Genomic DNA, 26469 nt, shown 5'->3' on the forward strand with positions numbered 1-26469 from the left:
ATCTGTTGGTAATATTAATTAAGATTGGGACGGTATTCGTGCAGGTTTTTATTTGGCTAATTTTAGTAGGTTTTTGGGGTATTTTTTACTCTTGTCTTTTTTAATGGTAATACGGTCGCCCAGATATTTTTCCTGTGCCTGTTCCACAGGATTGCCTTTTATCTGTCGTGATTGTTGTGCCTGACGGCGTGCGGCCTGTATTTCCCGTGCTTTAACAAGCCGTTCCTGAACCTTGGCATCACTTTCAACCTGGACATGGTCTAAAGCAACAAGCATCGGAAATGCAGGACCACTGCACATAAACTCTGTTACATTTCTCCACACGGCATCTGCTTCAACTCGTTTTGTCAATTCCGTCTTTTCCTGATAATATTTGGGTTGTTGGGGTGGACATGTAAATAATATACCTTTCCAAAAACTATACAAAAACTCTGTGGAACCATTTCGTATTCCCCGTGCCGTTTCAACTGTGCCCAAAATGGGTGTATTCATGTTCCCCTCAACAAATTTCTCTTTTGTCTGATGACCCAAGGCAGCAATTCCTCTCCATATCCATTTATAAGGACGTAAAGCAGGTTCTTCAGGGTTCCCTAAGGGACCTACATACGCAGGTTCAATAGCAGATGCAGATATTGCAAATACCAAACCTACAACGAGCATTAATAAAACAAACCGTGTCATTTTCAGGTTCTCCTAATTCCAAATCATTTTATAAGAAAATTTATTCTCATTATAGTATAATAAACATTATTTTAACATAATATCAATTTATTTTAAAATACTTTACAATATTTTGACAAGTAATAAATATTCAAAAAATTATACTATTGGAGTTTTCTTATGTATCGCCCCGAAGTAAAGATTTTAGATGTAACCATTCGAGATGGTGGTTTAATGAATAATTGGGATTTTCCGAAGAGTATGGTGAAAGAGGTATTTTATGGTTTGGCAGAAGCGGGAGTGGATTATGTGGAGTTGGGATATCGTGCAGATAAGCGCGTCTTTTCCACAGATGAATTTGGTCCATGGCGTTTTTGCAATGAAGAAGACCTGCGTGATGTGGCTTATGAATGTGATACAAAGATAGCAGTAATGTGTGATGTAGGCAGGACGAATTTAGATGATTTTGTGCCAAAATCGGAAAGCATTATTTCTATGGTGCGTGTGGCATGTTATGTTCCTGAAGTAGATGAAGGATTAAAAATCGCTCAATATATGAAAGACCTTGGATATGAGGTGAGTTTAAATCTAATGGCAGTATCCACAGTAGAGGAGGGTCTTATAAATGAGGCTTTGAGGAAAATAGCCCAATCCCGCGTGGATTTGGTTTATATCGTGGATAGTTTTGGCTATTATTATTCGGAGCATATTCGATATTTAACAGAGAAATATATCCATGCTCTTCCGGGCAAAGCGATAGGGATACATACCCACAATAATCGGCAATTGGCTTTTTCCAATTCCGTAGAGGCACTTCTGGCAGGGGCCCAATTTGTAGATTGTAGTTTATATGGCATGGGTAGAGCCGCAGGCAATTGCACAACAGAACTTATACTAAGTTTTATGGATAACCCGAAATATGATTTAAGACCTGTTCTGGATTTGATAGAACGGTATTTTGTCCGACTGAAGGAGGACCTGAAATGGGGTTATGAATTGCCCTATCTTGTTACAGGGGTTTTAAATCAACACCCAAGAACAGCCCTGGCGTATATTAAAGAGCAAGGACAGGGCTCGAAACGCAGTTTGCGGGATTTTTATGAAACCCATATTCGTCAGATAAAATCGAAATAATGATAGATTACAGAAACCAACAATGGATAACTTATTTGAAAAATCCGAACAACCCAAATCCCTTGCCTATATGCCTTTGGCGCGCCGAGTTAGTCCTCGCACCATAGATGAACTAATCGGGCAGGATGCTATATTAGGTCCGGGAAAGGCATTACGGCGAGCTATCGAAACCGATTGTCTTACCTCTTTAATCTTATGGGGACCTCCAGGCACGGGAAAGACAGCCCTGGCACGAATTATTGCCCGACATACACAATCTTTCTTCGAACCTATTAATGCGGTTACTTCAAATGTCCGTGAATTGCGAACGGTATTAGAAAAGGCACGAATGCGTTTGCAACGAGAAAAACGACGCACGATTTTATTTATCGATGAGATACATCGGTTTAATCGTTCACAACAGGACGCTTTGCTTCCCGATGTAGAAATGGGACATGTAATATTGATTGGTGTTACGACCGAAAACCCCTACTTCAGTATCGTTTCTCCATTACTTTCCCGCTCCCAGATTTTCCGTTTTGAATCGCTCAACGAAGAAAGTATCTTTCAGATTTTACAGAAGGCACTTCAACATCCCCAGAATGGTTTTCAGGATTGTGAAATTACCTTTGATGATGAGGCACTGCGGTTTCTTGCTCGATACGGTGAAGGAGATGCAAGACGAGCCTTAAATGCTTTGGAACTTGCCATACTTACAGCAAAGGAAAATAACAAGAAAATCCATATTGATACGGCACTTGTTCAGGATTGCGTTTCTGAAAAACTTCTGCACTATGATAAAACAGGCGATGAACATTATGACATTGCGTCTGCCTTTATAAAAAGTATTCGGGGAAGCCATCCCGATGCTGCTTTATACTGGATGGCTCGCATGTTAGAGGCAGGGGAGCCACCCCGATTTCTTGCACGGCGATTATGTATTGCTGCAGCGGAAGACATAGGTAATGCAGACCCTATGGCTCTGATTGTTGCTGTCTCTGCATGGCAGGCTACCGAATTTATTGGTATGCCCGAGGCGCGGATTATATTAGCACAGGCGGTAACTTATCTTGCATGTGCCCCTAAAAGCAATGCATCATATTTAGCCATTGAAAAGGCAATGGAAATGGTGAAATCGCAAACTACGGTACCGGTTCCTCAAGCACTTCGAGACACGCATTATCGCGGTGCTGAAATGTTAGGTCATGGTGTTGGTTATCAATATCCACATGATGCGGAAGAAGGTTACATCCCTCAGGATTACGGTTTGCAACGAGGCATTTTCTATCAGCCCTTACCACGCGGTATGGAAAAAACATTTTTGGAACGATTAAAACATTGGTTTGAAATAGACCAACAGTTAGAAAAAGAACAGAAAGAACATAATGAGTGATGGCAATCCCAAAAAAACAGCATGGAAACCTTTTTTGTTTGGCTTTTTATTAGGAATTTTTCTTACGATCTTCCTTGCCGTTTTCGGAATTGTTATTGGAGCAAAGACATTAAAGTTCTGGATAGCCAAAAAAGAAATGGTCTCATTAAAAACGCCGAAGATACAATCTCATCAAAATCTGGATTATTCAGCAACGGCAATAAGTATGGAAGGAAAGGAGATTTCTTTCAATGATTTCAGGAACAAGCCTTTGTTCATATTCGTATGGCATCCCGAATGTGTTCATTGTCTTTCAACCTTGATGACGGTTCAGAAACTCTATGATGAGATTAAAGATATGAACATGTCCGTATTGGCACTGACAGAAGGTAAAAAACAAGATATTGAAAAGGTGCAGAAAGAGTTAAATATTTCAATTCCTATTCTGATGGTCAAAAAAGAATTTTTGAGGTCTTTATGTGGCGATAATGTTCCCTGCGGTTTGATTATTAATTCGCAGGGAGGGATTGTTTATTCTCATATAGGAAGTGCTAACTGGGGTGATACGGAAATTATTCAGTATTTTATAAATCTGGCGGAGAATTGAATTGGGACGCGTCTAACTCGTTCAACTGTTCATGCGTGGGGATGGGTTCTTAAATAGACCTCGCGGAGATGTTCAATACTAATATGTGTATAAATCTGTGTCGTGGATAATTGCTCATGTCCCAAAATTTCCTGCACAACACGCAAATCTGCTCCACCGTCTAACATGTGCGTTGCGAAACTATGTCGCAGCGTATGAGGAGAAACATCATCACGATAAGGCAATACCTCTCTTGCATATCTTTCGACAATACGCTGAATACTTCGCGTCGTAAGCGGTCCGCCCCGTGCATTAACAAAAACAATATTATGTGTAGGCTTCCCTAATTCCGACCGAACCAGCAAATATTTCATTAGATATTGTTTCGCATAGGAACCCAAAGGGACAAGCCGTTCCTTTCGGCGTTTTCCAAACACACGGACAAGCCCAGAACTCAAATCTACCGAAGCAATGGTAAGTGTTGCACACTCATTGGCACGCATACCGGTGGAATAGAGAACCTCTAACAAAGCGCGGTCCCTCAAAGAAATGGGGTCTTCACCATCTACCGCATTAAGCAACTTTAATACCTCATCTATGGATAATACGGCGGGTAAGTAACGACGCTGTTTAGGAGTGCGTGTTGTCATGACGGGGTTTGTTTCCAGCAATCCCTGCCTAACAAGAAAACGATATAGGGTTTTTAATGCGGAAAGTTTTCTGGATGCTGTTTTCACAGACCCGCCCGAACTTTGGACATGCGCAAGAAAAGAACGGATGTCGTTTCGTGTTGCTTTCTTTAATGTTTCAAGGTCTGCAATAACGCGTTGCTTGCGTGTTTCTTCGGCATCCGTTGAAAAGGCTTGTGCTTTATTCTGAATATAATCACAGAAATGCTCTAAATCACACTCATACGCCCGAATTGTATGTGCAGAAAGTCCCCTTTCAACCCGTAAATGTTCAAAAAAATATTCCAGCGATGAATCAATCATAATTTGTTTATTTTAACAATGATTGATTATAACCTCAAATTTCTCGGGAATCGTCTTCCGTTTCTTCAATGGCAACCTGATGTTTACAATCCGGATTGGGGCAGACTAAAAGTTTTTTGCCACCGCGTTTCTTTTGTAGAAGTGTCCAGGAATAGCCACATTTCGGACAGGGTGTATTTTTTTGTATTTCACCGTTCAAGATTACCTGACAATCCGGATAGTTTGAACAACCTAAAAAGCGACCGCGCCTGCTCATACGATATTGAAGTTTTCCCCCACATCCTTTTCTGGGACACTCTATGTTCAAATCCATCGGTTTGGTGAACCGACATTTAGGATATTTCTCACAGCCGTAAAATTCCTCGTTATTCTTCGATTTGCGAATAACAAGGTTTGCACCGCATTTGGGACATTTCTCATCTGTTTTTTGAGGTTCTTGCGATACAATTTGTGATAATTCACCATTTTCATCAAAGGCATATATAGATTTGCACTCCGGGTAGCCTGTGCATAGGAGTATGGGTCCGGATTTGGTATAGCGAAGGTTTAACGGTTTCCCACAGTTAAGGCATTTTTTATCCGTCTTGCGGTTTAATACTTTGGGTAAGGATTTAATAGACTTACAATCGGGATAGTTGGGACAGGCAAGGAAAAATCCGAACCTGCCTTCACGCACTTCAAGCACGGTTCCACATTTTTCACAAACAACATCCTTGCCGAAGATTTCACGGACTATATTTCTTTGTGCTTCGGTTAGGTCATTTTGAAATGCGTCATAGAAATTTTTCAGTAAGTTCTGCCATGTTAGTTTTCCATCTTCAATCTCATCCAGTTCTTCTTCCATCTTTGCTGTGAAACTGTAATCTAAAATATCCGGGAATAATTGGACTAACAGACGATTTACTTCCTCTCCTAAAGGTGTTGGTTTTAGTCTCCCTTTTTCACGCACAACATAGCCACGGTCACGAATTGTTTTCATTGTCGGAGCGTATGTGCTGGGTCTGCCGATACCTTTCTCTTCTAAAGCACGAATAAGGCTGGCTTCAGTATATCGGGCGGGTGGTTTTGTAAAATGCTGTTCCCCTAAAAAATCTGTACCCTGCACATCTTCGTTTACCTGAAGTGCGGGTAATCTTTGTTTTCCATTTTCTTCATCACCGTTGGTATCTTCCTGTGTCTCTTCATAGATAGTTGTAAATCCATCGAACACGGGTGTAGTATCTGTGGCACGAAAGACAAATTTTTTCTGGGCACCTTCAACCTCTACGATAAGTTGCTTAAAAATGGCAGGTGTCATTTGTGATGCGAGAAATCGTTGCCAGATAAGTGTATAAAGTTTGCACTGGTCTTCGGATAAATACTTTCTAACTTCTTCCGGGGTTCGTGTGGCAGAGGTAGGTCGTATGGCTTCGTGAGCGTCTTGAGCCCTTTTTTTGGAACGGTAATAATTAGGTTTCTCTGGCAGGTATTTATCACCATATTTTTGCAGGATGAAATCACGCACCTCTGAAATGGCATCCGGTTCAATACGAAGAGAATCCGTTCGCATATAGGTAATTAAACCGACGGCACCTTCTTCGCCCAATTCAACACCTTCATAGAGGTCCTGTGCCAACCGCATGGTATATTCGGGAGCGAAACGAAGTTTGCGAGAGGCTTCTTGCTGAAGGGTGCTGGTGATAAAGGGAGGAAGAGGATTTCGGCGAACATCCTTCTCTTCGATACTATCAACGCGGTAATTCTTTATATCCTTCAGCTGAGAAATAATCGCTTGCGTTTCTGTTTCATTGGCTAACTGAGGTTCCTTACCCTCTATTTTCACAAGTTTGGCAGAAAAGGATTCGCCATTCTGTTTTTCAAAAGTTCCCTGTATTGTCCAGTATTCTTGTGTAATAAAATTACGAATTTCCTCTTCGCGTTCACAGACCAAACGCACAGCAACAGACTGCACTCGTCCAGCACTTAATCCTTTACGGACAGACCATTGCACTAATGGACTGAGTTTATAGCCCACAAGACGGTCTAATATCCGTCGGGCTTGTTGGGCATTTACAAGGTTCATATCAATACTGCGGGGATTTTTTATAGATTCACGAATGGCTTTTTCTGTAATAGCGTTAAAAGTAATCCGTTCCACAGGTTTCTGGGTGGGTCGTAGTATCTCTGCAATATGCCAACCAATGGCTTCCCCTTCACGGTCCGGGTCGGAGGCTATAATAACTTTATCCGTTTTCTCTGCTTCTTTCTTTATCTGTGTGACGACTTTTCGTGATTTCGGAAGTATGGTATATTCCGGTTTAAAATCATTTTTAAGGTCAACTCCCAATCGCTCTTGAGGTAAGTCACGAATATGTCCATAACTGGATATTACATGGTAATTCTTCCCTAAATATTTATTAATCGTTCGTGCTTTCGCAGGAGATTCTACAACAACTAAATATTTACTCATGTTAATACTCCATTATTCTTTTCCATAACTTATAAACGGTATATTTTTTTAAATCTTTCTCTCTGTTATCAAATTCATACATTCATATACGAGCAAGGATTTCATTGGATAGACCAATTAACCCCTATTTTGCAGGAATTGTTCTGCACACAGCCAGCGGAAAATACTAAGAGTAACTAAAAAATTACATAAAAAGAGATTTGTCTCCAAAAGCCACAGACATTATTACTCTTATATTATCAAAACCATAGCGTCCCTCAAGTATTGTGTCTAATATATCTATCAATTTTGCAAAATGTATCCTTGATGGGGCATTCTCTATTTGTTCAAGGAGTAGAATTCTATCAATGGGTGAAAGCATCTGGTAATAATGTAGCCGTTGTAGGGCACAATAAGCATCATCGGTTAGTTTTACCCGGTCATTTTCGGTAAGGTAAAAGGTTGTAGGGACGAATTTGGGTAAATTCCTTGAAGTTTCCTTTTTTGTCCCCTTTCGTTTTTCCCAAACCTGATTTATTGCACTTTCAATATCTGAAAGTTTATATCCCTGACGGCTTAATTTCCGTCGGATAACCGTTTTGGATACCTTTTCCGAACGGCTTTCTTTTATTAAAGACCATATTTTATCTTCAATTTTCTTAATTTCTGAATTCATACTTAAATTTAAAAAAACCTTCAAAGTTATAATCGTTTTTTAGTGATGTTTAAATTATAAATTTATCTATCGTTAAAAATCAATAACAGGGGGATAGGTTGATATGTGAATAATGCTATAATGATTGCCTTGTTGTGTTATGGCATGATGTCATCCATATAACGCGCTTTCTTCTTTTCCATCTCTTCGCGGACAGCGGATTGTTCTTTCGATCTTCTTTTTGCCCTTTTTGACTTGACAGGACCCAGAACAGGGGGACGGAACCAGATGACAAGTAGGATAATGGTTATTACGAAGGCAATTTCTACATAGGCAATCCATTTGGGTATGTATGCCTCTAAATTCCAGAAATCATAAAGGGGAGTTGCCCAATCGGGGACTTCTGCAGGGGTGCCATCTTCTCGGAGAGCCCGCATGCTGGTATTTACCTTGAACCAAACAACTACTATTACGAATACATGGACGATAATATGCATAAGAACGAGGTAAATGGTTGTCTCAAGGGTATAGAAAATTACAGGAAGAGACCATTTTCGTGTAACAATAATAATAGGTATCATAAATGCAAGGACTATAGCGTAGATTTTCCAATTATCCTCAAAATGCCCATAAATAAGATTATAGAATTCTGTAAATGTCATATATCCTGCCTCTAATTCGTTCGATTAATAAAAACTTTTTAGAAGATATATCTATGAGATATTATATTAAAAAAGTAGGGTTATTATAAAACATTAGTATATATATAACACAGAGTAAACTATCTATAAAGAAAACCAAAAATAGGAGAGAAAAAGAAATATCTTAACTTGGTATATGCTACTTTTCCTCTTTATAGAGAGAATTAAATGAGTTAAATTATAACCACGAACGGCATGAATAAACACGGATAAAAACGAATGGAAAATGTCCATCATGCGTTATTTTATTCAATGTGGCTGAAGCATCCCCGCTTCGGGTATTTTTAAGGGAATAAATCTTTCCACTATAAAGAACACAAAGACTTTTAACAGATTTCACGATGTAGGAGCAAAACATGTTTTGCCCTCACTTTCTCTGTGTCCTTTGTGTAATATTTTCTTTGTGTCCTCGGTGGTTAATTCTTTTTACCATAGAAAACACAGAGAACTTACACAAAGTATACAAAGAGGAAAGAACCCGAAGCCGGGAGGCTTCAGCTACAAGTTTCTTGCTCTTATAGTCCTATGAGAGGTATGCCGTGCCCTTACGATTGTGAAGAAAGTATAAATCTGTTATCTATGTTTTATCGGTTATCATTCTATTTTAAGACTTAGCAAAAGAGATAAACATCAAATTTTATCCAATGTTTTTTATTTTGTAAATCTATACAATTTGACTTATAATTCTACCTGTATTTTTTTGAACCACAATTTTTTAAGGGAAAAACCATGATACGGAAAATTATTTTTATTACCATCGGTGCTACATTGATTGTTGGTGTTATCACAGCGGGAGTCTCTTTCTTAATGGACGATTATTATACAGCGACTACATTGTTGGTAATGACACCGGTTCCGTTAAATGCTCGGGATTATATTCCCAGCATTTTAGATGGGAGGGAAGATACTCCTTACCGTGTGAGTTTCCTTACCTTAAATGACATTCCTACTTTCCCTATGCCAGATTATGAACAGATATATAACTCAGATGAAATTGTCGAACAAGTTCTTCTTTATCTTTCGCAAAAAGAGGAATTTAAAGATATAAAGTTAAGTAGAACCAAATTGCGTAAATCAATGTCAATAAAATCGAAAATCTTTTTTCAGGGGACAAACCATATTCAATATCAACGAATAATCCAATTGCAGTTTACCTCTAAAAATCCACAATTGTCGGCGGATGTATGTAACTATTGGGCAGATTTGGGAATGACAAAGATTGAGGCTCTCCGCCAGGACCCTTTAAAAGATGGTATTGCCTATCTTGAAAAAGCACTTGGCGAGAAAAAAACGGAGCTTGAAAATAGTAGAAAGGCGTTAGAGCAAATAGAGGCAGGCTATCATTTGCCCAGTATGGAAATGCGAATTCAGGAACTGGAAAATCAAATTACATCATTTAAAATACAGCAAACAAACTTGAATTTAGAAATCGAGCAATTAGCCAAAGAGATAGAATTAAACGAAAAAGGTCAAACAGATAGGACCCCTGTGCCAGGAACAGAAAATACTTCTCCAGATGTAGAGGAGTATAAAAAAGAACAAATCTTAAAAACGGCTCAAAAAGAAGCCTTGCAGAAACAGATTGCAGATTTAGAACAGGAAATAGCCCATCTTAGGCAAGTTTATGCCGAGAAAAAGACAGAGAAACAGAAATTAGAGGACGAAGAAATACAATTGAAACAGATTGTTGAAAACTTAAACATAACCTATCAAAATGCTTTAGCAAATCTTGAAAAATCTCAAAGTGAATTACGCATAGCGTCCAAAGCATTAACTCCGCGTCAGAAAGCCGGTCCCCCGCGAATGCTTTATATCCTATCGGTTATGGTTCTAACTGCCATTGCCGTTCCGACAATATATATTGGACTTCTTGTAGCGAATTACTATCTTAATAAGTTTGAAAAGGAACTTACACTACCTTCCTGAAACCGAACTAAAAACGGAGTAGATGAAAACTAACCAATGAAATAGGGTTCATGAATAATACCTTGCAAACAAAGAAATCGGGCGTTTTGGAGGGGGCATTTTGGTCGTGGTTAAGCACGGTTATTAATCTTGTAGCCCTGCTGATTGTAGGCAAGCTGTTTGCTATTTCTCTGAATAAGGAGGAAGTGGCGGTTTTCTCCTTGATACTGGTCTGGGCAGACGGATTTGTTCTGTTTTTTGGTTATGGGTTGCAGGTATCTATTCCAAAACTTATCGGTGGTGCTTCCGATGAATTAAAGGGAGATTTGTCCTCCTCCTTACTTACCTTTTCCCTGTTGAATTCTATTGTAATATCCTTGATTACACTTATTATCTGGTGTGTGTTCTATGGAATTACCTCTGTCCAGAATGGTTTTTCGAACTCCTCTCTTATGCTTTCTTACTTATGGATTGTCCCGTTTCTCTTTATTGTTGGTTTGTTAAGGGATATTTTACTGGCGAACCTCTCTGGTTTTCAGGTTTTTGGGAAAAGGGCTATAGGTGTTGCAATTGCGTCCGTATTACAAGTTCTTTTCTCTGTTATTGTTTTGGTCGTTTTGAAGGGTAAAATTGTTTCATTATCCTTTGCCTATATTATAAGTTACCTTTTGACGGTTGTTCTTTTGTGGTGGTCGTTGCCAACGGGGCATTCGTTGCGATTGGATGTAGCACAAATTACAGCCGCGATAAAATTTAGCTGGGTGTTGTGGATAAATACAATTCTTAATTATCTGGTTCAGCGGTTTGATACGGTAGTCCTATTATTTTTAACAGGTAGTCCTGTTCAGGTTGCCGTTTATGAAATGGCAAAAAGGCTATGTCATATCGCTTCGCGTATGCTAAATTCGCTACTCTTGCCCTACCTTCCCCGTATTTCAGAATTGTTTGCCACAAAACAAGAAAGAGATGCGGAATGGTTTTTTATTCAATCGCAAAATGTTATTGCTATATTGAGTTTTCTGGGTATCTTTTTCTTACCTTTTATTCAAAAATACATTATTTTGTTATTATTTTCTAAAGAATATATGGAAATTACTACTATATTGGTCCCTTTATTAGCAGGGATTGTATTTGCCGTATTGTCAGGTATATCTGGGCAAACGCTTATCGCAACAAACCGCCCTTATGTGGTTACTATCACAAATATAGGCACGGTAGGTATCAATTTAGGACTAAATTTTTTGTTGATACCATATATAGGTATGGTAGGGGCGGGATGGGCTTCATTAATAAGTTTCTTTTTTTCGTATTTAATACAAACTGTCTGGGTGAGGAAAACCTGTATTTTATTTGATTGGGGGAAAGTGTTACTTCCTCAGGGTATTTTTTTGTGTTATCTATTCCTTTATGTCTTTTACCCGGGTTCCCTTGCTATCAATTTCGTGTTTATTCTCGTTTTACTTATAATATCCTATTATTTTAAACTTGTTCCCTTTGAGTATTTGTTGGTTCGATTAATAAAAATTGCTGAGATAAAGAAATAGAAAATCAAAAATAAGAAAAGGAAATCTATGGATACGAGGTTATCAATATTACAGACGGCACTCATTTTATTATGTGCTGGTGCTATGGCTCAAGAGAATATAGATCCTTCACGATTTGCAGGGGAAAGATGGTTCGGACTGTATTTGAACAAAGGTAAGGTAGGATTTATGCAACAGGTCTTGTCTTTAGGAGAAGGAGGACGCGTTTACTTTACAGAAGAGGGAACATTCCGTATGAATATGAGCGGAGTAAAACAGGAGATGAAAGTAAGTTCCATGCGAATATACGCACATACAGGCGAACTTATTTCTATTGATTATACATTGACGGATTTATTATCAACGACCGAATTCCATGCTCAGGTGCAAGACAATCAATTGAAATTAATAAAAAAGTTGGCAGGACAAAGCGTAGAGCGATATTTGCCCCTACCTCAGGAGAAGTTAAAGGATACCTTGAAGTTTCAGTTATGGATGTCCCAAAAGCCGAAAGTAGGTGATGAGTTGGTTTCCTTCCTTTTTGAACCGCTTTATGAACAGGAACTTACCTGCATTTCAACGATTGTTGGAACAGAAGAACGGCTGTTTAATGGTGTAACAACAAAGTTATACAAAATCCAGACGAAAGTGAATATTCTCAATCTGGAACAAACTTCGTATGTTACAGAAGAAGGTCTGGTATTGGAAGATATTGCAGGTGAAATTTTTACTATGCGATTGGAACCTAAAGAAATAGCCCAGGATATTAATTATAGTAATGATGTGCTCGTCTCCAACGCTGCAATTGTAGATAAACCTATCAAAAATCCCCGCGAACGCGAACACCTGAAATTAATATTGAACGGACCCCTAAAAGAAAACCATCTCTTTTGTGATGAGCGTCAGCAAATAACCGCGGAAGGAGATAAATTCATCTTTACCGCTACAAAATTAAATGCGGAATCCATACCAAAACTTACATTTCCTGTGCAGGACGAAGAGGTAAAACGCTGGGCAGAGCCCAGTAGTTTTGTGCAAAGTGACCATCCGGAAATGATAAAAACCGCGAAGGAAATTGTCGGAGATACAACAGATGCGTGGGAAGCCGTTCAAAAAATTTGTGTCTGGGTAAAAGAAAATATGAAGACCTCTTATTCCGCACAATTGACCAATGCTCTGGATGTATTAAAACATCGTGAGGGGGATTGCACGGAACATAGTTTGCTTTTTGTGGGTCTGACCCGTGCCTTAGGGATACCTGCACGAGAAGTAGCAGGTTTAATTTATGTAGATTCACCAAAGCCCGGTTTTTATTTTCATCAATGGGCAAAGGTATGGATAGGCAAGTGGATTGATGTTGACCCAACATTCAATCAACCATTGGTAGATGTAACCCACATTAAAATCGGAGAAGGGGATATTATCGAACAAATAAAATTAATACCTCTTGTTGGTAGAATACAAATAACAGTTACGGAAGAATAAAGAACAATCTTTTTGGCTGGCTATCCCAGGAAAATAGAGCAAATGGAATACATAATCACCTATAGGACATAATAACAGATTTATATTTTTGTAGGATGAGTTTTTCTGTAGGGTAGGAACTTAAATTTACGAAGTAGGGAACGCTTCAGCTACGGTAAGGGAATATATTTAAGGTTTTTATAACTATTTTTGTAGGGGTAAGGACAGAAGGAAAACACAGACAAAATGTTTGTGCTACATTAAGGGTTATGATTTTTAATGTGTAGGGGTGATTGGTCAATCGCCCTTACTTTATGTCTGTTGTTTTTTCTGTAAAACTTATATAGGCGGCAGATAGGATAAGTAGAGTTTCGATAATCCAGAAGATAAGAAGAGAATTCCAGGCTCCGCGTGTAAAGCCATAACTATGTAAGCCCACACCTAATAGATTAACCCCCCACCATGAGAAAGAAACAACAACACCTAAAATAATAGAACCTGCTGCTTCACCCAGGCTGTTAATAATTTTCCCTAAATGAGCATGGATTACAATCAAACACCAGAGGACAATCAGTAAAGCCCCATTCTCTTTGGGGTCCCAACCCCAGAAACGCCCCCAACTCTGTAATGCCCAGATGCCACCTAAAACGGTGCCTATGAAAGAGAAAAAGAAACAAAAGCAAATCGTTCCATATATCCCTCGTGAGAGCCGTTTGTAAAAATTTGTATCATCTTTTTTAATTTTTAATAACTTTCCTAAAATCCAGACATGTCCAAAAGCACTGGCTAATAAGCCTGCCCCGTATCCAATAACAATGGTTGTTACATGAATTGTTAGCCAAAAATTGGTATCTAAAACCGCTACAAGACTGGGCATAGTATCTGTGCCTTCTTTCATTTCATAGCGATTGGCTATAAATAGACCCAGTAAACCCAAAAAACTGGCAAGACTTAATGAAATATTATCTTTTGTGAAACGCTCAATAATGAATGCCAATAAAACAGATGTGGCTGTAGAAAACAAAATCGTTTCATAAAGAGTTGTTACAGGGGGTCTTCCACGAATAATACAACGCAAGGTAATAGCAGTAATAAGCAAAAGTAAAGCAAGTGTATTGACAGAAAATACACTAAATTTTAAAAATTTGTTTTCTATAGAAAGCCACCATATTGCAGTTATAATCAAAGCCAAAAAGAATATCCATTGGCTATAGAATAAAAATTTTCCTTTGTAATATAGAACCTCCAGATTTATTCTGGTTCCTTCTCCTCTTTTCCCTGCCATTTGTGTAATATTTTCTACCAATTGTGTCCATAACTTTTTGAATTGTTCTGCATTTCCTTTTTCTTGTTCTAATTTTGTAAAAAGCAGGAAAAGATGAATATCCGGTATATTTTCAATGGAAGGGTCGAAAATTTGAATGGCGGTATCTAAAGGAGAAAGCCATTCTTTCTTTGATGGGTCGTCGGGAGGTATAACGGTAAAATGCTCTGCTTTTTGAACAAGTTGGCTTATTTCTCCTAATAGATTTCGAATTACTAATAAGGCTTCTTTTGTTTCTTCCTCCTTCATAGTTTGGGACAGTTCTTTAAGTTTTTTCTTTATTTGTGGGAATGTTTCAACGATTTCTGCTAAAAAGACCTCTTTTCTGTCAGGGAAGAATTGATCTAATAAGGAATTGGGTGAAATAGGATACTTATACCGTGTGAAATCCAGATAACCTATGATTTCTTCAAAAGCGAGAAGATTATCGGCTAAATTTAAGACCTGCTCCTGGATACGCGTTCGTTGAGTAGGAGGTATCTGGGAGTATTGCTGTGCTTGATTCATTAATTCTTCGCGGGCAGGAAACAATTCGTTATAAGTATATCGGTCTCGTTTCTTTTCATGTCCTTGTAATCCTAAATTTTCCAATACGGATAGGTCATGAACAATAAAAACTGGGTATTGTTTGGCTATTTCAGGGTAAAAAAGGCAATTTAAGAACCATTCTGTTGGGGATAAACTTTTTTCTTCTGGGTTTTTTATAGATGTTTTTCCGCTCAGTCGTAGAAGTAAAAATCGGGCATGAGTACTCAAGGGTTTTATGCGTCCATCGGATTGAATAGGTAATTTCTCTGCTTGTGTTATTATTTCCTTATCCCATTGGGGCATGATTAATTTTGCGGTTTGAGGAACTTCTGATGGTAATTCTGTAGTGTTTAAAGCACCCAATCCGCAAATAATAATGGATGATATTAGAAAGAAAGTCATTAAACTACTTATGCTCCTTTTGAACTTTTCAAAAATCTTATTAATTTTTGGGAAAAATGTAATAACAGACCTATGGAAATGATTATGCATGAATATAAGGGAATCTGTTCTGCAGGGTTTTTTGTTACCGCAAGAACAGAAAAGACAGGTGCAGAAGAGTTGTCATTTTCTGTCCCCCAGGAAGCTTGATACAGTGTAAAACCTTGAAAGCGAAGGGGCTCATTCATTCGTATCACGGTTTTCTGTTCCCAGTTTTCTGTAGAATATACCACTTCACTTGCAAAGAAGCGTGGTTTGTTGGTTCGGGGGTAAAACTCCTTAACAAATTTTTCTAATTTGATAGAGAAAGGTAATTCCATTCTTTGGTGTCTTATTCCCATTGAGTATAAATTATCCTGTATTTCGAAAACCCAGGGCTGTTTTTCTCCACCCCAGAGCATTCCTAAGTGATGTTGTTCCTTGGCAGAAACCTCTACATAGATACCTGCGAGATTTAATTCTTCTTCCCGTTCCGAGGGTGCCGGTTCTAACAGTACTCCCTGAATACCCTGTTCTACACCGGGAATGGTAAATCGGGGTTTAGCATTCTTCATAAAACGCATCAATGTTATTTCGAAGGGAAATTCTTTTGAAAAGAAACTTTTTCGTAAGGCTCCATGTAATTTGGAAAACTGTTCTTGTGGGATAATCCATTCTGTAATGGGTATCCTTTTTTCTTTATCCAATTTCCAGATATAAATTTCCCATTTTCTTGTATCTTCGAAAGTTCTTTTTGTTTCACCTTCAAATAACGAGATTTGACCATAACTTCCCCAAAACTCACCCCAAAATCCACCCAGTATAAGCAAAATAACACCACCATGTGCGATGAGCATCCCTGGCTTTTTAATACTTTTCGGGGCTAATAAAACTCCTCCGATAAATAAATTTAGTAATAAAAGAACCATAAGTAACCCTCCTCCTGGGAGAGGAAGAGGTATATAATTTCCTAACCAGTGCCATACGAAAATAGATTCAAAATACTTCTTTTGTATCTCATAAATTCCATGTTCTGTTTGAGCCAGAGTTCCAAAAAATACAATTGCCATCAGAAAGAATAGTATTACAACCGATAATTTATATGACCCTAAAAAATGGAGAATTTTTTTCATCTTATTACTTCCATAATCACTTTTTAATTTTTTAATGTAAGCGAATTACATAGTTTAATAAAGTTATCCCGCTGGAGAGTGACTTCCTTTTCCGGTCCTGTCATTTTAACAAACAAAGTTTGATTTTCCAAGGGGCAAACAGTCCCTAAAAGACGATAATTCTCATGAGTAATCCCTTGCATATCTTCGTAATTACCTGTAATATCCAAAAGTTTACATTGTTTTCCTAAAAGGGTAATGTCCGATAATTGTTCAATAGCCTGAGCATCTATATCCCTTTTCCCCATCTGATTTGCCCAACGTTTCAGGTTCGCTTCTACTCCCCCTGCTTGCGACATTAATACGCTAATATAACATTCCCATGCTGAATTTTCACCTGCATTAAAAGAAACAATACGCATTGGCTTCGTAGTATCTTCCTGCCAACCTTCCGGTGTTTTCCATTCCAATTCTAATTTTCCAAAACCACCTGCGGGGAGAGATGAAGTGCCCATATCCATTTTATTTCCCGAATTTTCAATCTCCTGTCCTTCTTTTTTAGTTGTAATCTGCTCAGGTGGGGCACCTGATAAAGAGCCTGTATCTGGTTGCCCCGTGTTTTCCGTATCTGAGGGTAGTAATCGTAATCTCTGGGACGCCGGTAATGGAATTACAGGTATTTCCTTCTCTGTGGAAGAAATCTCTCTTTTCTGAATAATTTCCTCTTTTCCTTCATTGGAACAGCCATACAAAAAAACAAGTAAAATTAAAAAGACGCTTAAAAAATTTATGTGATTTCGAAAATTCATATATACCTCTCTTCTGTTGTATATATAAAATACAAATATAATAACGAAAGCATTATTATAAACATTCCTTAATAATTTTATATAATGAAGTAATACGAAATTTTAACATTCTTTTGAATGTTTCTACGAATAGAATATGAAGATTTTAAATGATTGTTTTCATTATTAAGGAAATTTCTGGGAATGTCAGATATATGTTTAGTTTCTGCTCAACCTAACCTCGACATTTTAGGGTTAAAGGGATTGCATTTATTCCTTCGGCAGGAAAGGTTCGATTCTGTCCTTTTATATTTTCCTGTTTTTAAAAAATATTCGGGACGAAATCAACATGAGCATGTAAAAAATTTTTTATTGGAGGAAAAACCCAAAGTAGTTGGTATCAGTTTAACGGCAGAGGATTTTCAGGTTGCATCGGATATAACCCAAATAGTGCGTGAAGTATTACCTGAAACCTATGTTATCTGGGGAGGAATTGAAGCGACTACCGAGCCTGACCGTTGTGCTCAAATAGCAGACTTTGTTTGTGTCGGTGAAGGGGAACTGTCGCTGAAAGCATTTCTTGTATCTGTAAGAAACGGTGCGGATAAAAATGCTTTGAAAAAAATTAATAATCTTGCTTATATAGATGAAGAAGGAGTATTACAAACCAACCCTCTGTCTCCTCTTATTACAAATCTGGATATACTTCCACCTTTGAGGCAGATACCGGAGCGTAGTTATGTAGATACGGGGACAAAAATAGAGCCTGTTCGGGTTGAACATCTTATGCGATACAAAAGGTATCGGGGGCAGGTATATAAGATAATGACTTCACGGGGTTGTCCTTATGGCTGTGCTTATTGTTGTAATCGTTTTTTGCGTAAATTATACGGAACCTGGCCTGTACGACATCGGAGCGTTCAGCATGTTATACAGGAATTAGAATTGGCCATGAAAGAAGGTCCCCCTATTTTTTATGTAGATATTATTGATGACTGTTTTTTTGCATCCGATATGGAATATATCAAAGAGTTTTGCACAAAATACAAAGAGCGTATCGGATTACCATTTATTGCCAGAACAACAGCCCGTGAAGTTTCCCATGAGCGAATGTCTATATTGGTAGATGCGGGTATGACCTGGACAAATATGGGCTTACAAAGTGGTAGTGACCGAACTTGCTTAGAGATATATAAACGTCCTACAAAGTCCGAAACATTCCTAAATGCAGCAAAAATCATTTCTGAATATCCTGTGGGTATTTATTACGATATTATTTTAGACAATCCGTTTGAAACACAAGAAGACCGATTGAATACTGCAATTACATTAGCGAAAACTCCACGACCATTCATGCCTTTATTTTTCTCTTTACGATTTTATCCTGGAACGGAAATACGGAAAAGAGCCATTGAAGAAGGAATCTTAAAAGACAACCCGGTATTATATGAAGATTATTTTTTATGGAAAATGACAGAAGATAATCGTCTTATTCGCTCTGCTTGTTTTGTTTCACCTAAAATAATTACAGCCCTTGTAAAAAAAATTAAGAAAAGCCCACAAAGTCTGATTTGGAAAGCGGTTGTAATTGGGTTGGATATTATTACAAAAACGATACTTATGCCTATTACTGCGTTACGCATGATTTACCGTTCCCAACGCCGTTCCATAAGGGGTACAATAAAAACCTTCCCTATGTTTTTAAATGCAAACCATTTACCTTCAATTCAGAATTTTAAAAAATATTTACCTTTTCAGAGATAAATTATTAATTCTGAAAACATTGATATTATTAATTTGTATTTAATTAGTCAATATTTATTTAAAATATTTTCTTTAAAAATGGGTATTTTTCTTGACTTTTGACAATATTTTGTTCATAATTATTAATTAGAGACATTTAATTTAATGTTATTGAAAGGAGAGTTATATGATAAAAAAAGGATTTACATTAATTGAATTATTAGTTGTTATCGCGATTATCGGTATTCTTGCTGCAATATTATTGCCTGCATTAGCCCGTGCACGAGAAGCAGCACGAAGGTCAAGTTGCCAGAATAATTTGAAGCAATGGGCGCTTGTCCTGAAAATGTATTCAAATGAGAGCAAAGGGGAACGATTTCCTCCTATGCAAACTTATAATCCGGCGACATTAGAACGAGCAATTGCAGTGGGTCCTCAAGTAGACTTGATTTATCCTGAATATTTAACAGACCCTTATATTGCAATTTGTCCATCAGACCCCAATGCATCTCATTCCAGGAAAAGGATTGAAGATGTCAATGGTAACCTTGTTCAAGTGAGTGATGAGATTGATTGTAGTTATATTTATTTGGGATGGGTTTTTGATGATTTTAAACCTGCTATTCAATTAAGTCAATTTCTTTTAATCGGATTGTTGCTTACCATAAGTCCTTCGGGATTCGATACCTCGTTACCGGCACCTATTCAATTTGGGGCAGCATTTGATGCACTTTACTTTGCGCACTAAAGCGATGTTGTCGCCTATATTAACAACAGTAACCCTCGGGCTCTTCTTAAAGTAATGGATTCCGATGCAAATCTTGCATATTCAGGTTCTCCATGGTCAGGATATGGTAATGGTGGAGGAAATATTGTGTATCGTTTAAGAGAAGGAATCGAAAGATTTTTAATAACAGATATCAATAACCCTGCGAGTAGTAATAATGCTCAAAGTTCCGTATGGATAATGCTTGATACGATTTCAACACCACAATCCAAAGAGCCTTTATTCAATCATGTTCCGGGTGGTTGTAATGTCCTTTATATGGATGGCCATGTAGAGTTTATCAGGTATATTCCGGACCCGAACCCCTATGACCTTAATGTTCCGGGTGATGCCCCTGTAACTTCTGCTACGGCGAATTTGGTTTCAGCACTTGCAGGTAATCTGGAATAAAAAATTTCCCATGTTGCCTTCTGTGGTTTAATCCGTTATAATATTAGTTGCTCGCGCTAGGTGGGAACGAAGCGGCGTTCCTGAACTCGCAAATCCGCTTTAGCGAGGCTGAATTCCCTCCCGAGGGCGGTATGCCCTTTAGCTGGTGCGGAGTAAGTGGTGTTGACGGCTTGGTCCTGCTCAACAGATAGGCAACGAACCCGGTCAGGTCCGGAAGGAAGCAGCCGTAGTTGATACTGTCTGTGTGCTGCAGGGTTGCCGGGCCCGAGCTAACTGCTCCGTGGCCGTTCTGGGTATGTCGTTCGAAGGTGGGTGCGCGAGCACTTTTTACATAAATGGCAGGGAATATATTTTATGCCGAAACCGAATGATACATATCATGTTCTAGCCCGAAAATGGAGACCGCAACAATTTGATGAAGTTGTGGGGCAGGAACATATTACACGCACTCTAAAAAATGCGGTATCTTCGGGGCGGATTCATCATGCTCTATTATTTATTGGTTCCCGTGGAATTGGAAAAACGACCACAGCTCGTATCCTTGCCAAAGCCTTGAATTGCCAGAGTTCGGATAAGCCTATTCCAGAACCCTGCGATAAATGCAATAACTGTATCGAAATAAGTAAAGGGACGCATCTGGATGTGCAGGAAATTGACGGGGCTTCTAATAACAGTGTAGATAATATCCGTGAGATTCGTGAAGCAGTTCGTTTGGCTCCTGCCCATGCACGATACAAAGTATATATCATTGACGAAGTCCATCAGTTATCTTCTGCGGCTTTCAATGCTCTGTTAAAAACTTTGGAAGAACCTCCATCCCATGCTGTTTTTATCCTCGCTACCACAGAAGCACACAAAATCCCTGCAACAATTATTTCCCGTTGTCAGAGATATGATTTCCGAAGAGTTGCTGTGCCGGATATTGTTCAACTCCTGGAACAAATTGTAAAGGCGGAAAAGAGAAAAGCCACAAAAGAGGCGTTGTTTGCAATTGCACGCTCTGCGGATGGAGGTGTTCGCGATGCAGAAAGTATTCTTGACCAGCTTATGACTTATTGTGAGGGTGAAATTACCTATAAAGATGTTCAGGATGTTCTGGGGCTTATTGAGACGGATAAAATTGACCAATTGGTATATGCTCTACAGCGTAAAGATATATCTAAGGTTCTTTCGATAATTGATGAAGTCTCAACCTCAGGGAAAGACTTAAATCAATTCGTTGAGGAATTTATTCGACACATCCGAAATTTGCTTATTCTTAAAACAACCCAGCAGGAGAATTTCTTTTTTCTTCCGGAAGAAGATATTAAACGGTTAAAAGAACAGGCTGAAAATTTCACCATAATTCAACTTATGAAGTTTGTTGAACAATTAGCAGAACTAAACCAAAATTTTACCTCACAACTTTCCCATCGGACTGCATTAGAGGCGTTCTTTATTAAAAATTGTAAAGTGGGTACCGAATTATCCATTGAATCTATTTTGGAAAAGTTAATACAGCTGGAAGATTCTATACAATTTTCAAAAAAAGCATTTGTTCAGGAAAACCGTTCCACATATCCACAGCAAGAGAATACTACGGAAAAAAAAACGATAAAAACACCCTCTTCTGAAAAAACAGAGCTAAAAGAACCTGTAAAAACTACATCTTCAACCTCGAATTTAGGAGCACCAGCACCAACAACAGTATCTTCACTATCCAGAACTGTATCAGGAAATCGGGGTGAGGTAGATAAGGATTTTACAAAAAGGGTGCTTCGTGAACTTACTTATAAAAAAGCGACACTAACATTGTCTTTAAGAGATGTAAAGATAAGTCATGATGCAACAACGGAAACAATAGTTATACAGGTTAAATCATCTGATACCAATGCTCTTTCATGCCTTGCCGAAGGAGATACAAAACGGTATATCCTCGAAACTGTAAATGAATTGGGCTTCCCGAGTAAGCAGATACAAATTGTTCAACAAGAAATGAGACAGAATGAATTTGCTATAAAATCCTCACGCAAAGGATTACTAAATGACCTTGTGCCACTGGAACTTGCTCAAGAAATAAAGCAAGACCCAAAGGTCCAAATAATTCTAAATCGTTTTAAGGGGAGAATTGTTAAGGTATCTGTTAAAAAAGATACAGAAGAAGCCCCTCTTGTAGACAAGGAAATTGTTGAAGAAGAATTAAATGAAGATGGACTGGATATTGATTAATGGGTATTTATACATTTATATTATCAAAAACAAAAAGGAAGAAATATGTTTACTTTTGAAACACGAATTACAAAAATGTTAGGCATTAAATACCCCATTTTGATGGGAGGGCTCCAATGGTTGGCTAAAGCGGAAATGGTATCGGCTGTTTCCAATGCAGGTGGAATGGGCTTTATCACGGCGGTTTCTTTTCCGAGTGGAGAAGAGTTACGGGCAGAAATCAAGAAGACCCGGGATATGACCGATAAACCTTTCGGTGTAAATATTTCCATGCTTCCTGTGATTATGCCTAATGATATGACTGAAACTTATGTGGATATTGTGTGTGAGGAGGGAATTCCTGTAGTGGAGACTGCCGGGAGAAATCCCGAGCCCTACCTGCCAAAACTTAAATCTGCAGGAGTGAAGGTCATTCACAAAGTTCCAGCTGTGCGTTTTGCCCAGAAAGCAGAGCGAGTAGGTGTAGATGCGGTTACCATTGTAGGTTTTGAGTGTGGTGGACACCCAGGAATGGATGAAGTCCCGACACTAATTGCATTACCGAAAACCGCGGAGACTGTCTCCATCCCTGTTGTTGCGGCAGGTGGATTTTGTGATGGTAAAGGTCTGATTTCTGCGTTATGCTTAGGTGCGGATGCTATTCTTATGGGGACAAGATTTATGGCTTCTAAGGAATGCCCTATGCATGAAAATTTTAAACGGTGGCTTGTGCAGGCCCAAGAAACAGATACCATTGTTGTAGAACGCTCTATTCGAAATCCGGCGCGTATAATAAAGAATGAAGCAGCACTAACGGTTGCAAATATGGAAAAAGAAGGAGCAACTCTGCAAGACCTGTTGCCGGTTATCTCTGGCAAGGTGGGAAGAGAAGCCTATCTCAGTGGAGATGTAAACCGTGGATGTATTGCTTGCGGCCAGGTTGTTGGTAGAATTTATGAGATAAAGAGTATTGCAGAGATTATTAACGATATAATGACACAGGCGGAGCAAATCCTCGAAAAACTAAATAAAATAGCCATCAGAAACGATTAACGACATATTTTGTCTATTTGTTAATATTTTATGGAACCTATACCTGTAAATACAGAACCTGTATCGGATTTTCTACAGTCAGAAGGTCAGAAGAGAAGTTCTGGCTGGAAAGTCTATGCCCGCCTTATCCGATATGCTTTGGTGTATAAAGCACGATTAGTTATAGCCATTGCTCTTTCTTTGGTTATTGCTTTTTCTTTTGGGACAATGATAGTAAGTTTAGGCACCGCAGTAAAATTAACCTTATATCAACCTTCCGAAACACATAATAGAACTATTTTTCAAGCGGAAGAAGACCCGGCTATTAAATATGCACATGAAATTCGAAAATGGGATACGAGCATTCACCAATGGTTCAATACCCCGCCATCAGAATGGGATAAGGTATTCCTTCGATTTGTGGATAAGATGAGAGCTCATAAATTATTTGCTTTGTTTATTGCCATTGTTATTGTTATTCTACTCACCTTTATTAGTGGTTGTGCCCGTTTTTTTCAGGAATATTTTGCAGGTTCTGTGGGAGCCTTTGTTTCTGTTGATTTGTCCCAAAAGATGTATCAGAATATAATGACGCAATCATTAGGTTTTTTTGAATCCCACTCGTCGGGTGATGTTGTAGCCCGTTTCAGTAATGATATATTCATGGTCAATCGGGGTCTATCGAATGCCTTTATCAAGGTGCTTCGTGAACCTTTCAAAGCATTAACATTTCTTATCGTTGCTATTAGTGTAGACCCCTGGCTAACCCTTGTAGGGATATGTGTTTTGCCTCCCTTGGGCTATGCTTTAATTCAATTAGGTCTGTATGTCCGTAAAAGTGTTCGCCGTTCGCTTATGAAAGTTGCTGACCTTGCTTCGCTTATAAATGAAACAACCCGGGGTATTCTTATTATCAAAGGTTTTCAAATGGAGGAATTTTTGAAACAACGGTATGATATTGAAGCAAGCCGATTACGCAGATTTTTACGAAAAATGGTGAAAGCAGATTCCGCTACGGAACCGATTACAGAATTTATTCTTGTTGTCGGTTTCTCCGGTTTTATTCTGTTTAGTGGATATCGTGTGATTACTTATCGGTTGGATATGGGTGATTTATTGCAGGTATATCTTGCATTGGCGATGATTTTAGACCCTGTTCGTAAGTTGTCCACGGTAAATAATATGATACAGACAAGTGTTGCCAGTGCGGAACGCGTTTTTGAATATTTAGACCTCAAGCCCGATATTCAGGATGCCCCTCATGCTGTTTTATTAGAACCTTTAAAGCGAGAAATTAGATTTGAGAGTGTTTCCTTTTCTTATGATGGTAAAAAAATTGTCCTTGATAACTTAAACTTTTCTATCCAACGAGGAGAAAGGGTTGCCCTGGTCGGTCCCAGTGGTTCAGGAAAAACAACCCTTGTTAAACTTATTCCCCGTTTTTATGATGTAAAAGAAGGTACTATTTATTTCGATAATACGGATATTCGCAAAGCCACATTGGAAAGCCTACGAAAGCAAATTGCAATTGTTACCCAGGATACCATCCTTTTTTCTGGTTCTGTCCGTGATAATCTGACGGGAGGAAATACCCATATAACCGATGAACAAATTGAGCAGGCTCTTACGATGGCACATGCGAAGGAGTTTGTCGCTCAAATGCCTAAGGGATTGGATAGCAATTTAGGTGAATTTGGACAATTGCTCTCCGGAGGACAAAGACAACGCCTGGCTTTAGCCCGTGCCATTCTTAAAAATCCCGAAGTCTTACTTCTTGATGAAGCAACTTCCAATTTGGATTCTGAAAGCGAAAAATATATACAGGAAGCATTGACAAACTTTTTAAAAGGACGAACCAGTATTATCATTGCCCATCGTCTCTCAACGGTTATGAATGCCGACCGTATTTTGGTGTTGGACTGTGGAAGGATTATAGAGCAAGGTTCCCACGAGCAATTGTTAAAGCAACAGGGAGTTTATTATCAACTTTATCAGCATCAATTTCGTAATGCCTATGAAACAACAGAAAATTAAATATATAATTTATGTCTCGTTCGTTTTATTATCTCTAATATTCCATTCGTGTAGCCCCAAAAAAACCGAAACCCCGCCGACAGTATCAGCACCTGAAAAAGTATCGGTAGAAAATCCTCCCCCGACAAAAACAGAAAAACAGCCAACACAGGTTACAAGCACAGAGATAACCCATCCCTGGGTAGTCGGTAAAATCACGATTCTAAATAGTGCCGGTATGCCTCTGGAAAATATGGCAGGCATTGCAACCGAAAAACCGAATGCATTTGATGAACCTATTGCACGCGGGAATTTAAGCGGTTCGGATGGGATTAGCACAATTCAAATTCCTAAAAATAAGAGAGTGTTCATTCGTGCCTGGGACCCTATCCTTCATTATTTTCCTAACAACTATTTTGAGATTCCACCTACCGATGCCGATTCCCTTGAAGATATGCAAGTCCTGATGTTAGAAGCCAGTGTCATTGAATTACAATTATTCGATAAAGACGAACAACCTGTGGTCAATGAAAATGTGGGCTTAATGATGTTTCATCCCAAATTAGGTCCCTGGTGGCCCTGCGATGGGCATACCGATGAATCAGGAAATATTCAATTCAAGCCTATTCCCGCAGGAATGTATAACCTTCGTCTAAAAACCGAACGCGGAATGATATTAGAAATCAAAGAGATAAAAATCCCCCCCGCCTCCACGATTAACTTAGGTAAAATCAAACCCAGCTAAC

22 protein-coding genes and 1 other RNA gene are annotated in these 26469 nt (G+C 38.6%); 14 read left to right on the top strand and 9 right to left on the bottom strand.

Annotated features, from left to right (window positions below):
- Nucleotides 1–48: 48 nt before the first annotated feature.
- Nucleotides 49–681, bottom strand: coding sequence for a hypothetical protein (locus tag PLA12_05660; protein ID HOQ31982.1), 633 nt, complete (start codon nucleotides 679–681; stop codon nucleotides 49–51).
- Nucleotides 682–840: 159 nt separating this feature from the next.
- On the opposite strand from PLA12_05660, the gene PLA12_05665 reads away from it, so the two are divergent.
- Genes PLA12_05665 through PLA12_05675 form a run of 3 tightly spaced genes read left to right on the top strand, consistent with a single transcriptional unit; the run spans nucleotide 841 to nucleotide 3752 of the window.
- The gene (locus PLA12_05665; protein ID HOQ31983.1) at nucleotides 841–1794 is read left to right on the top strand and encodes an aldolase catalytic domain-containing protein; all 954 of its coding nucleotides are present in this window, start codon (nucleotides 841–843) and stop codon (nucleotides 1792–1794) included.
- 22 nt (nucleotides 1795–1816) lie between these two features.
- A complete protein-coding gene (locus PLA12_05670) occupies nucleotides 1817–3166 on the top strand; it encodes a replication-associated recombination protein A (protein HOQ31984.1) in 1350 nt (449 codons plus the stop codon).
- On the top strand, nucleotides 3159–3752 hold the full coding sequence (locus PLA12_05675) for a TlpA disulfide reductase family protein (protein ID HOQ31985.1): 594 nt from the start codon (nucleotides 3159–3161) through the stop codon (nucleotides 3750–3752). Before PLA12_05670 ends, PLA12_05675 begins: the two co-directional genes overlap by 8 nt.
- Before the next feature lie 29 nt (nucleotides 3753–3781).
- On the opposite strand, the gene PLA12_05680 is transcribed toward PLA12_05675, so the two are convergent.
- The 5 genes from PLA12_05680 to PLA12_05700 form a co-directional block, all read right to left on the bottom strand.
- Nucleotides 3782–4723 carry a tyrosine recombinase XerC gene (locus tag PLA12_05680; protein HOQ31986.1) on the bottom strand — a complete coding sequence of 314 codons (942 nt, stop codon included), beginning with the start codon at nucleotides 4721–4723 and terminating at the stop codon, nucleotides 3782–3784.
- A gap of 34 nt (nucleotides 4724–4757) precedes the next feature.
- The gene (gene topA / locus PLA12_05685; GenBank protein ID HOQ31987.1) at nucleotides 4758–7172 is read right to left on the bottom strand and encodes a type I DNA topoisomerase; all 2415 of its coding nucleotides are present in this window, start codon (nucleotides 7170–7172) and stop codon (nucleotides 4758–4760) included.
- Nucleotides 7173–7356: 184 nt separating this feature from the next.
- Nucleotides 7357–7851, bottom strand: a complete 495-nt coding sequence (locus PLA12_05690) for a hypothetical protein (GenBank protein HOQ31988.1) — start codon at nucleotides 7849–7851, stop codon at nucleotides 7357–7359.
- Nucleotides 7852–7964: 113 nt separating this feature from the next.
- Nucleotides 7965–8468 carry a hypothetical protein gene (locus PLA12_05695; protein HOQ31989.1) on the bottom strand — a complete coding sequence of 168 codons (504 nt, stop codon included), beginning with the start codon at nucleotides 8466–8468 and terminating at the stop codon, nucleotides 7965–7967.
- A 217-nt stretch (nucleotides 8469–8685) separates the two neighbouring features.
- On the bottom strand, nucleotides 8686–8865 hold the full coding sequence (locus PLA12_05700; GenBank protein HOQ31990.1) for a hypothetical protein: 180 nt from the start codon (nucleotides 8863–8865) through the stop codon (nucleotides 8686–8688).
- 371 nt (nucleotides 8866–9236) lie between these two features.
- Between PLA12_05700 and PLA12_05705 the strand changes: the two genes are divergently transcribed.
- The 3 genes from PLA12_05705 to PLA12_05715 are packed head-to-tail and all read left to right on the top strand — an operon-like array spanning nucleotide 9237 to nucleotide 13420.
- Entirely contained in the window at nucleotides 9237–10433 is a 1197-nt protein-coding gene (locus PLA12_05705) for a hypothetical protein (GenBank protein ID HOQ31991.1), read from the top strand.
- 50 nt (nucleotides 10434–10483) lie between these two features.
- The gene (locus tag PLA12_05710) at nucleotides 10484–11956 is read left to right on the top strand and encodes an oligosaccharide flippase family protein (protein ID HOQ31992.1); all 1473 of its coding nucleotides are present in this window, start codon (nucleotides 10484–10486) and stop codon (nucleotides 11954–11956) included.
- A 27-nt stretch (nucleotides 11957–11983) separates the two neighbouring features.
- Nucleotides 11984–13420, top strand: a complete 1437-nt coding sequence (locus PLA12_05715; GenBank protein ID HOQ31993.1) for a transglutaminase-like domain-containing protein — start codon at nucleotides 11984–11986, stop codon at nucleotides 13418–13420.
- A gap of 286 nt (nucleotides 13421–13706) precedes the next feature.
- Here PLA12_05715 and ccsA read toward each other — a convergent pair whose 3' ends face one another.
- The 3 genes from ccsA to PLA12_05730 are packed head-to-tail and all read right to left on the bottom strand — an operon-like array spanning nucleotide 13707 to nucleotide 17592.
- The gene (ccsA, locus tag PLA12_05720) at nucleotides 13707–15653 is read right to left on the bottom strand and encodes a cytochrome c biogenesis protein CcsA (protein ID HOQ31994.1); all 1947 of its coding nucleotides are present in this window, start codon (nucleotides 15651–15653) and stop codon (nucleotides 13707–13709) included.
- Between the two features lie 8 nt (nucleotides 15654–15661).
- The gene (locus PLA12_05725) at nucleotides 15662–16804 is read right to left on the bottom strand and encodes a cytochrome c biogenesis protein ResB (protein HOQ31995.1); all 1143 of its coding nucleotides are present in this window, start codon (nucleotides 16802–16804) and stop codon (nucleotides 15662–15664) included.
- Between the two features lie 23 nt (nucleotides 16805–16827).
- A complete protein-coding gene (locus PLA12_05730) occupies nucleotides 16828–17592 on the bottom strand; it encodes a hypothetical protein (protein HOQ31996.1) in 765 nt (254 codons plus the stop codon).
- 183 nt (nucleotides 17593–17775) lie between these two features.
- Between PLA12_05730 and PLA12_05735 the strand changes: the two genes are divergently transcribed.
- From PLA12_05735 to PLA12_05770, 8 genes are all read left to right on the top strand, one after another.
- Nucleotides 17776–19335, top strand: coding sequence for a radical SAM protein (locus tag PLA12_05735; GenBank protein HOQ31997.1), 1560 nt, complete (start codon nucleotides 17776–17778; stop codon nucleotides 19333–19335).
- 166 nt (nucleotides 19336–19501) lie between these two features.
- Complete coding sequence (locus PLA12_05740) at nucleotides 19502–20062, top strand: DUF1559 domain-containing protein (GenBank protein ID HOQ31998.1); 561 nt, start codon at nucleotides 19502–19504, stop codon at nucleotides 20060–20062.
- Nucleotides 20063–20116: 54 nt separating this feature from the next.
- Complete coding sequence (locus PLA12_05745; GenBank protein ID HOQ31999.1) at nucleotides 20117–20491, top strand: hypothetical protein; 375 nt, start codon at nucleotides 20117–20119, stop codon at nucleotides 20489–20491.
- Nucleotides 20492–20542: 51 nt separating this feature from the next.
- An RNA gene (gene ffs, locus PLA12_05750) (signal recognition particle sRNA large type) lies at nucleotides 20543–20811 on the top strand.
- Nucleotides 20812–20845: 34 nt separating this feature from the next.
- Nucleotides 20846–22699 (top strand): DNA polymerase III subunit gamma/tau, encoded by a 1854-nt coding sequence (dnaX, locus tag PLA12_05755; GenBank protein HOQ32000.1) that lies wholly within the window; start codon nucleotides 20846–20848, stop codon nucleotides 22697–22699.
- 45 nt (nucleotides 22700–22744) lie between these two features.
- The gene (locus PLA12_05760; GenBank protein ID HOQ32001.1) at nucleotides 22745–23731 is read left to right on the top strand and encodes a nitronate monooxygenase; all 987 of its coding nucleotides are present in this window, start codon (nucleotides 22745–22747) and stop codon (nucleotides 23729–23731) included.
- 30 nt (nucleotides 23732–23761) lie between these two features.
- Entirely contained in the window at nucleotides 23762–25744 is a 1983-nt protein-coding gene (locus tag PLA12_05765; GenBank protein ID HOQ32002.1) for an ABC transporter ATP-binding protein, read from the top strand.
- Nucleotides 25719–26468 (top strand): hypothetical protein, encoded by a 750-nt coding sequence (locus PLA12_05770; protein ID HOQ32003.1) that lies wholly within the window; start codon nucleotides 25719–25721, stop codon nucleotides 26466–26468. Before PLA12_05765 ends, PLA12_05770 begins: the two co-directional genes overlap by 26 nt.
- The last annotated feature ends 1 nt before the right edge of the window (nucleotide 26469 follow it).

Origin of the sequence: Candidatus Hydrogenedens sp. (assembly GCA_035378955.1) — a bacterium.
GTDB lineage: Bacteria > Hydrogenedentota > Hydrogenedentia > Hydrogenedentales > Hydrogenedentaceae > Hydrogenedens.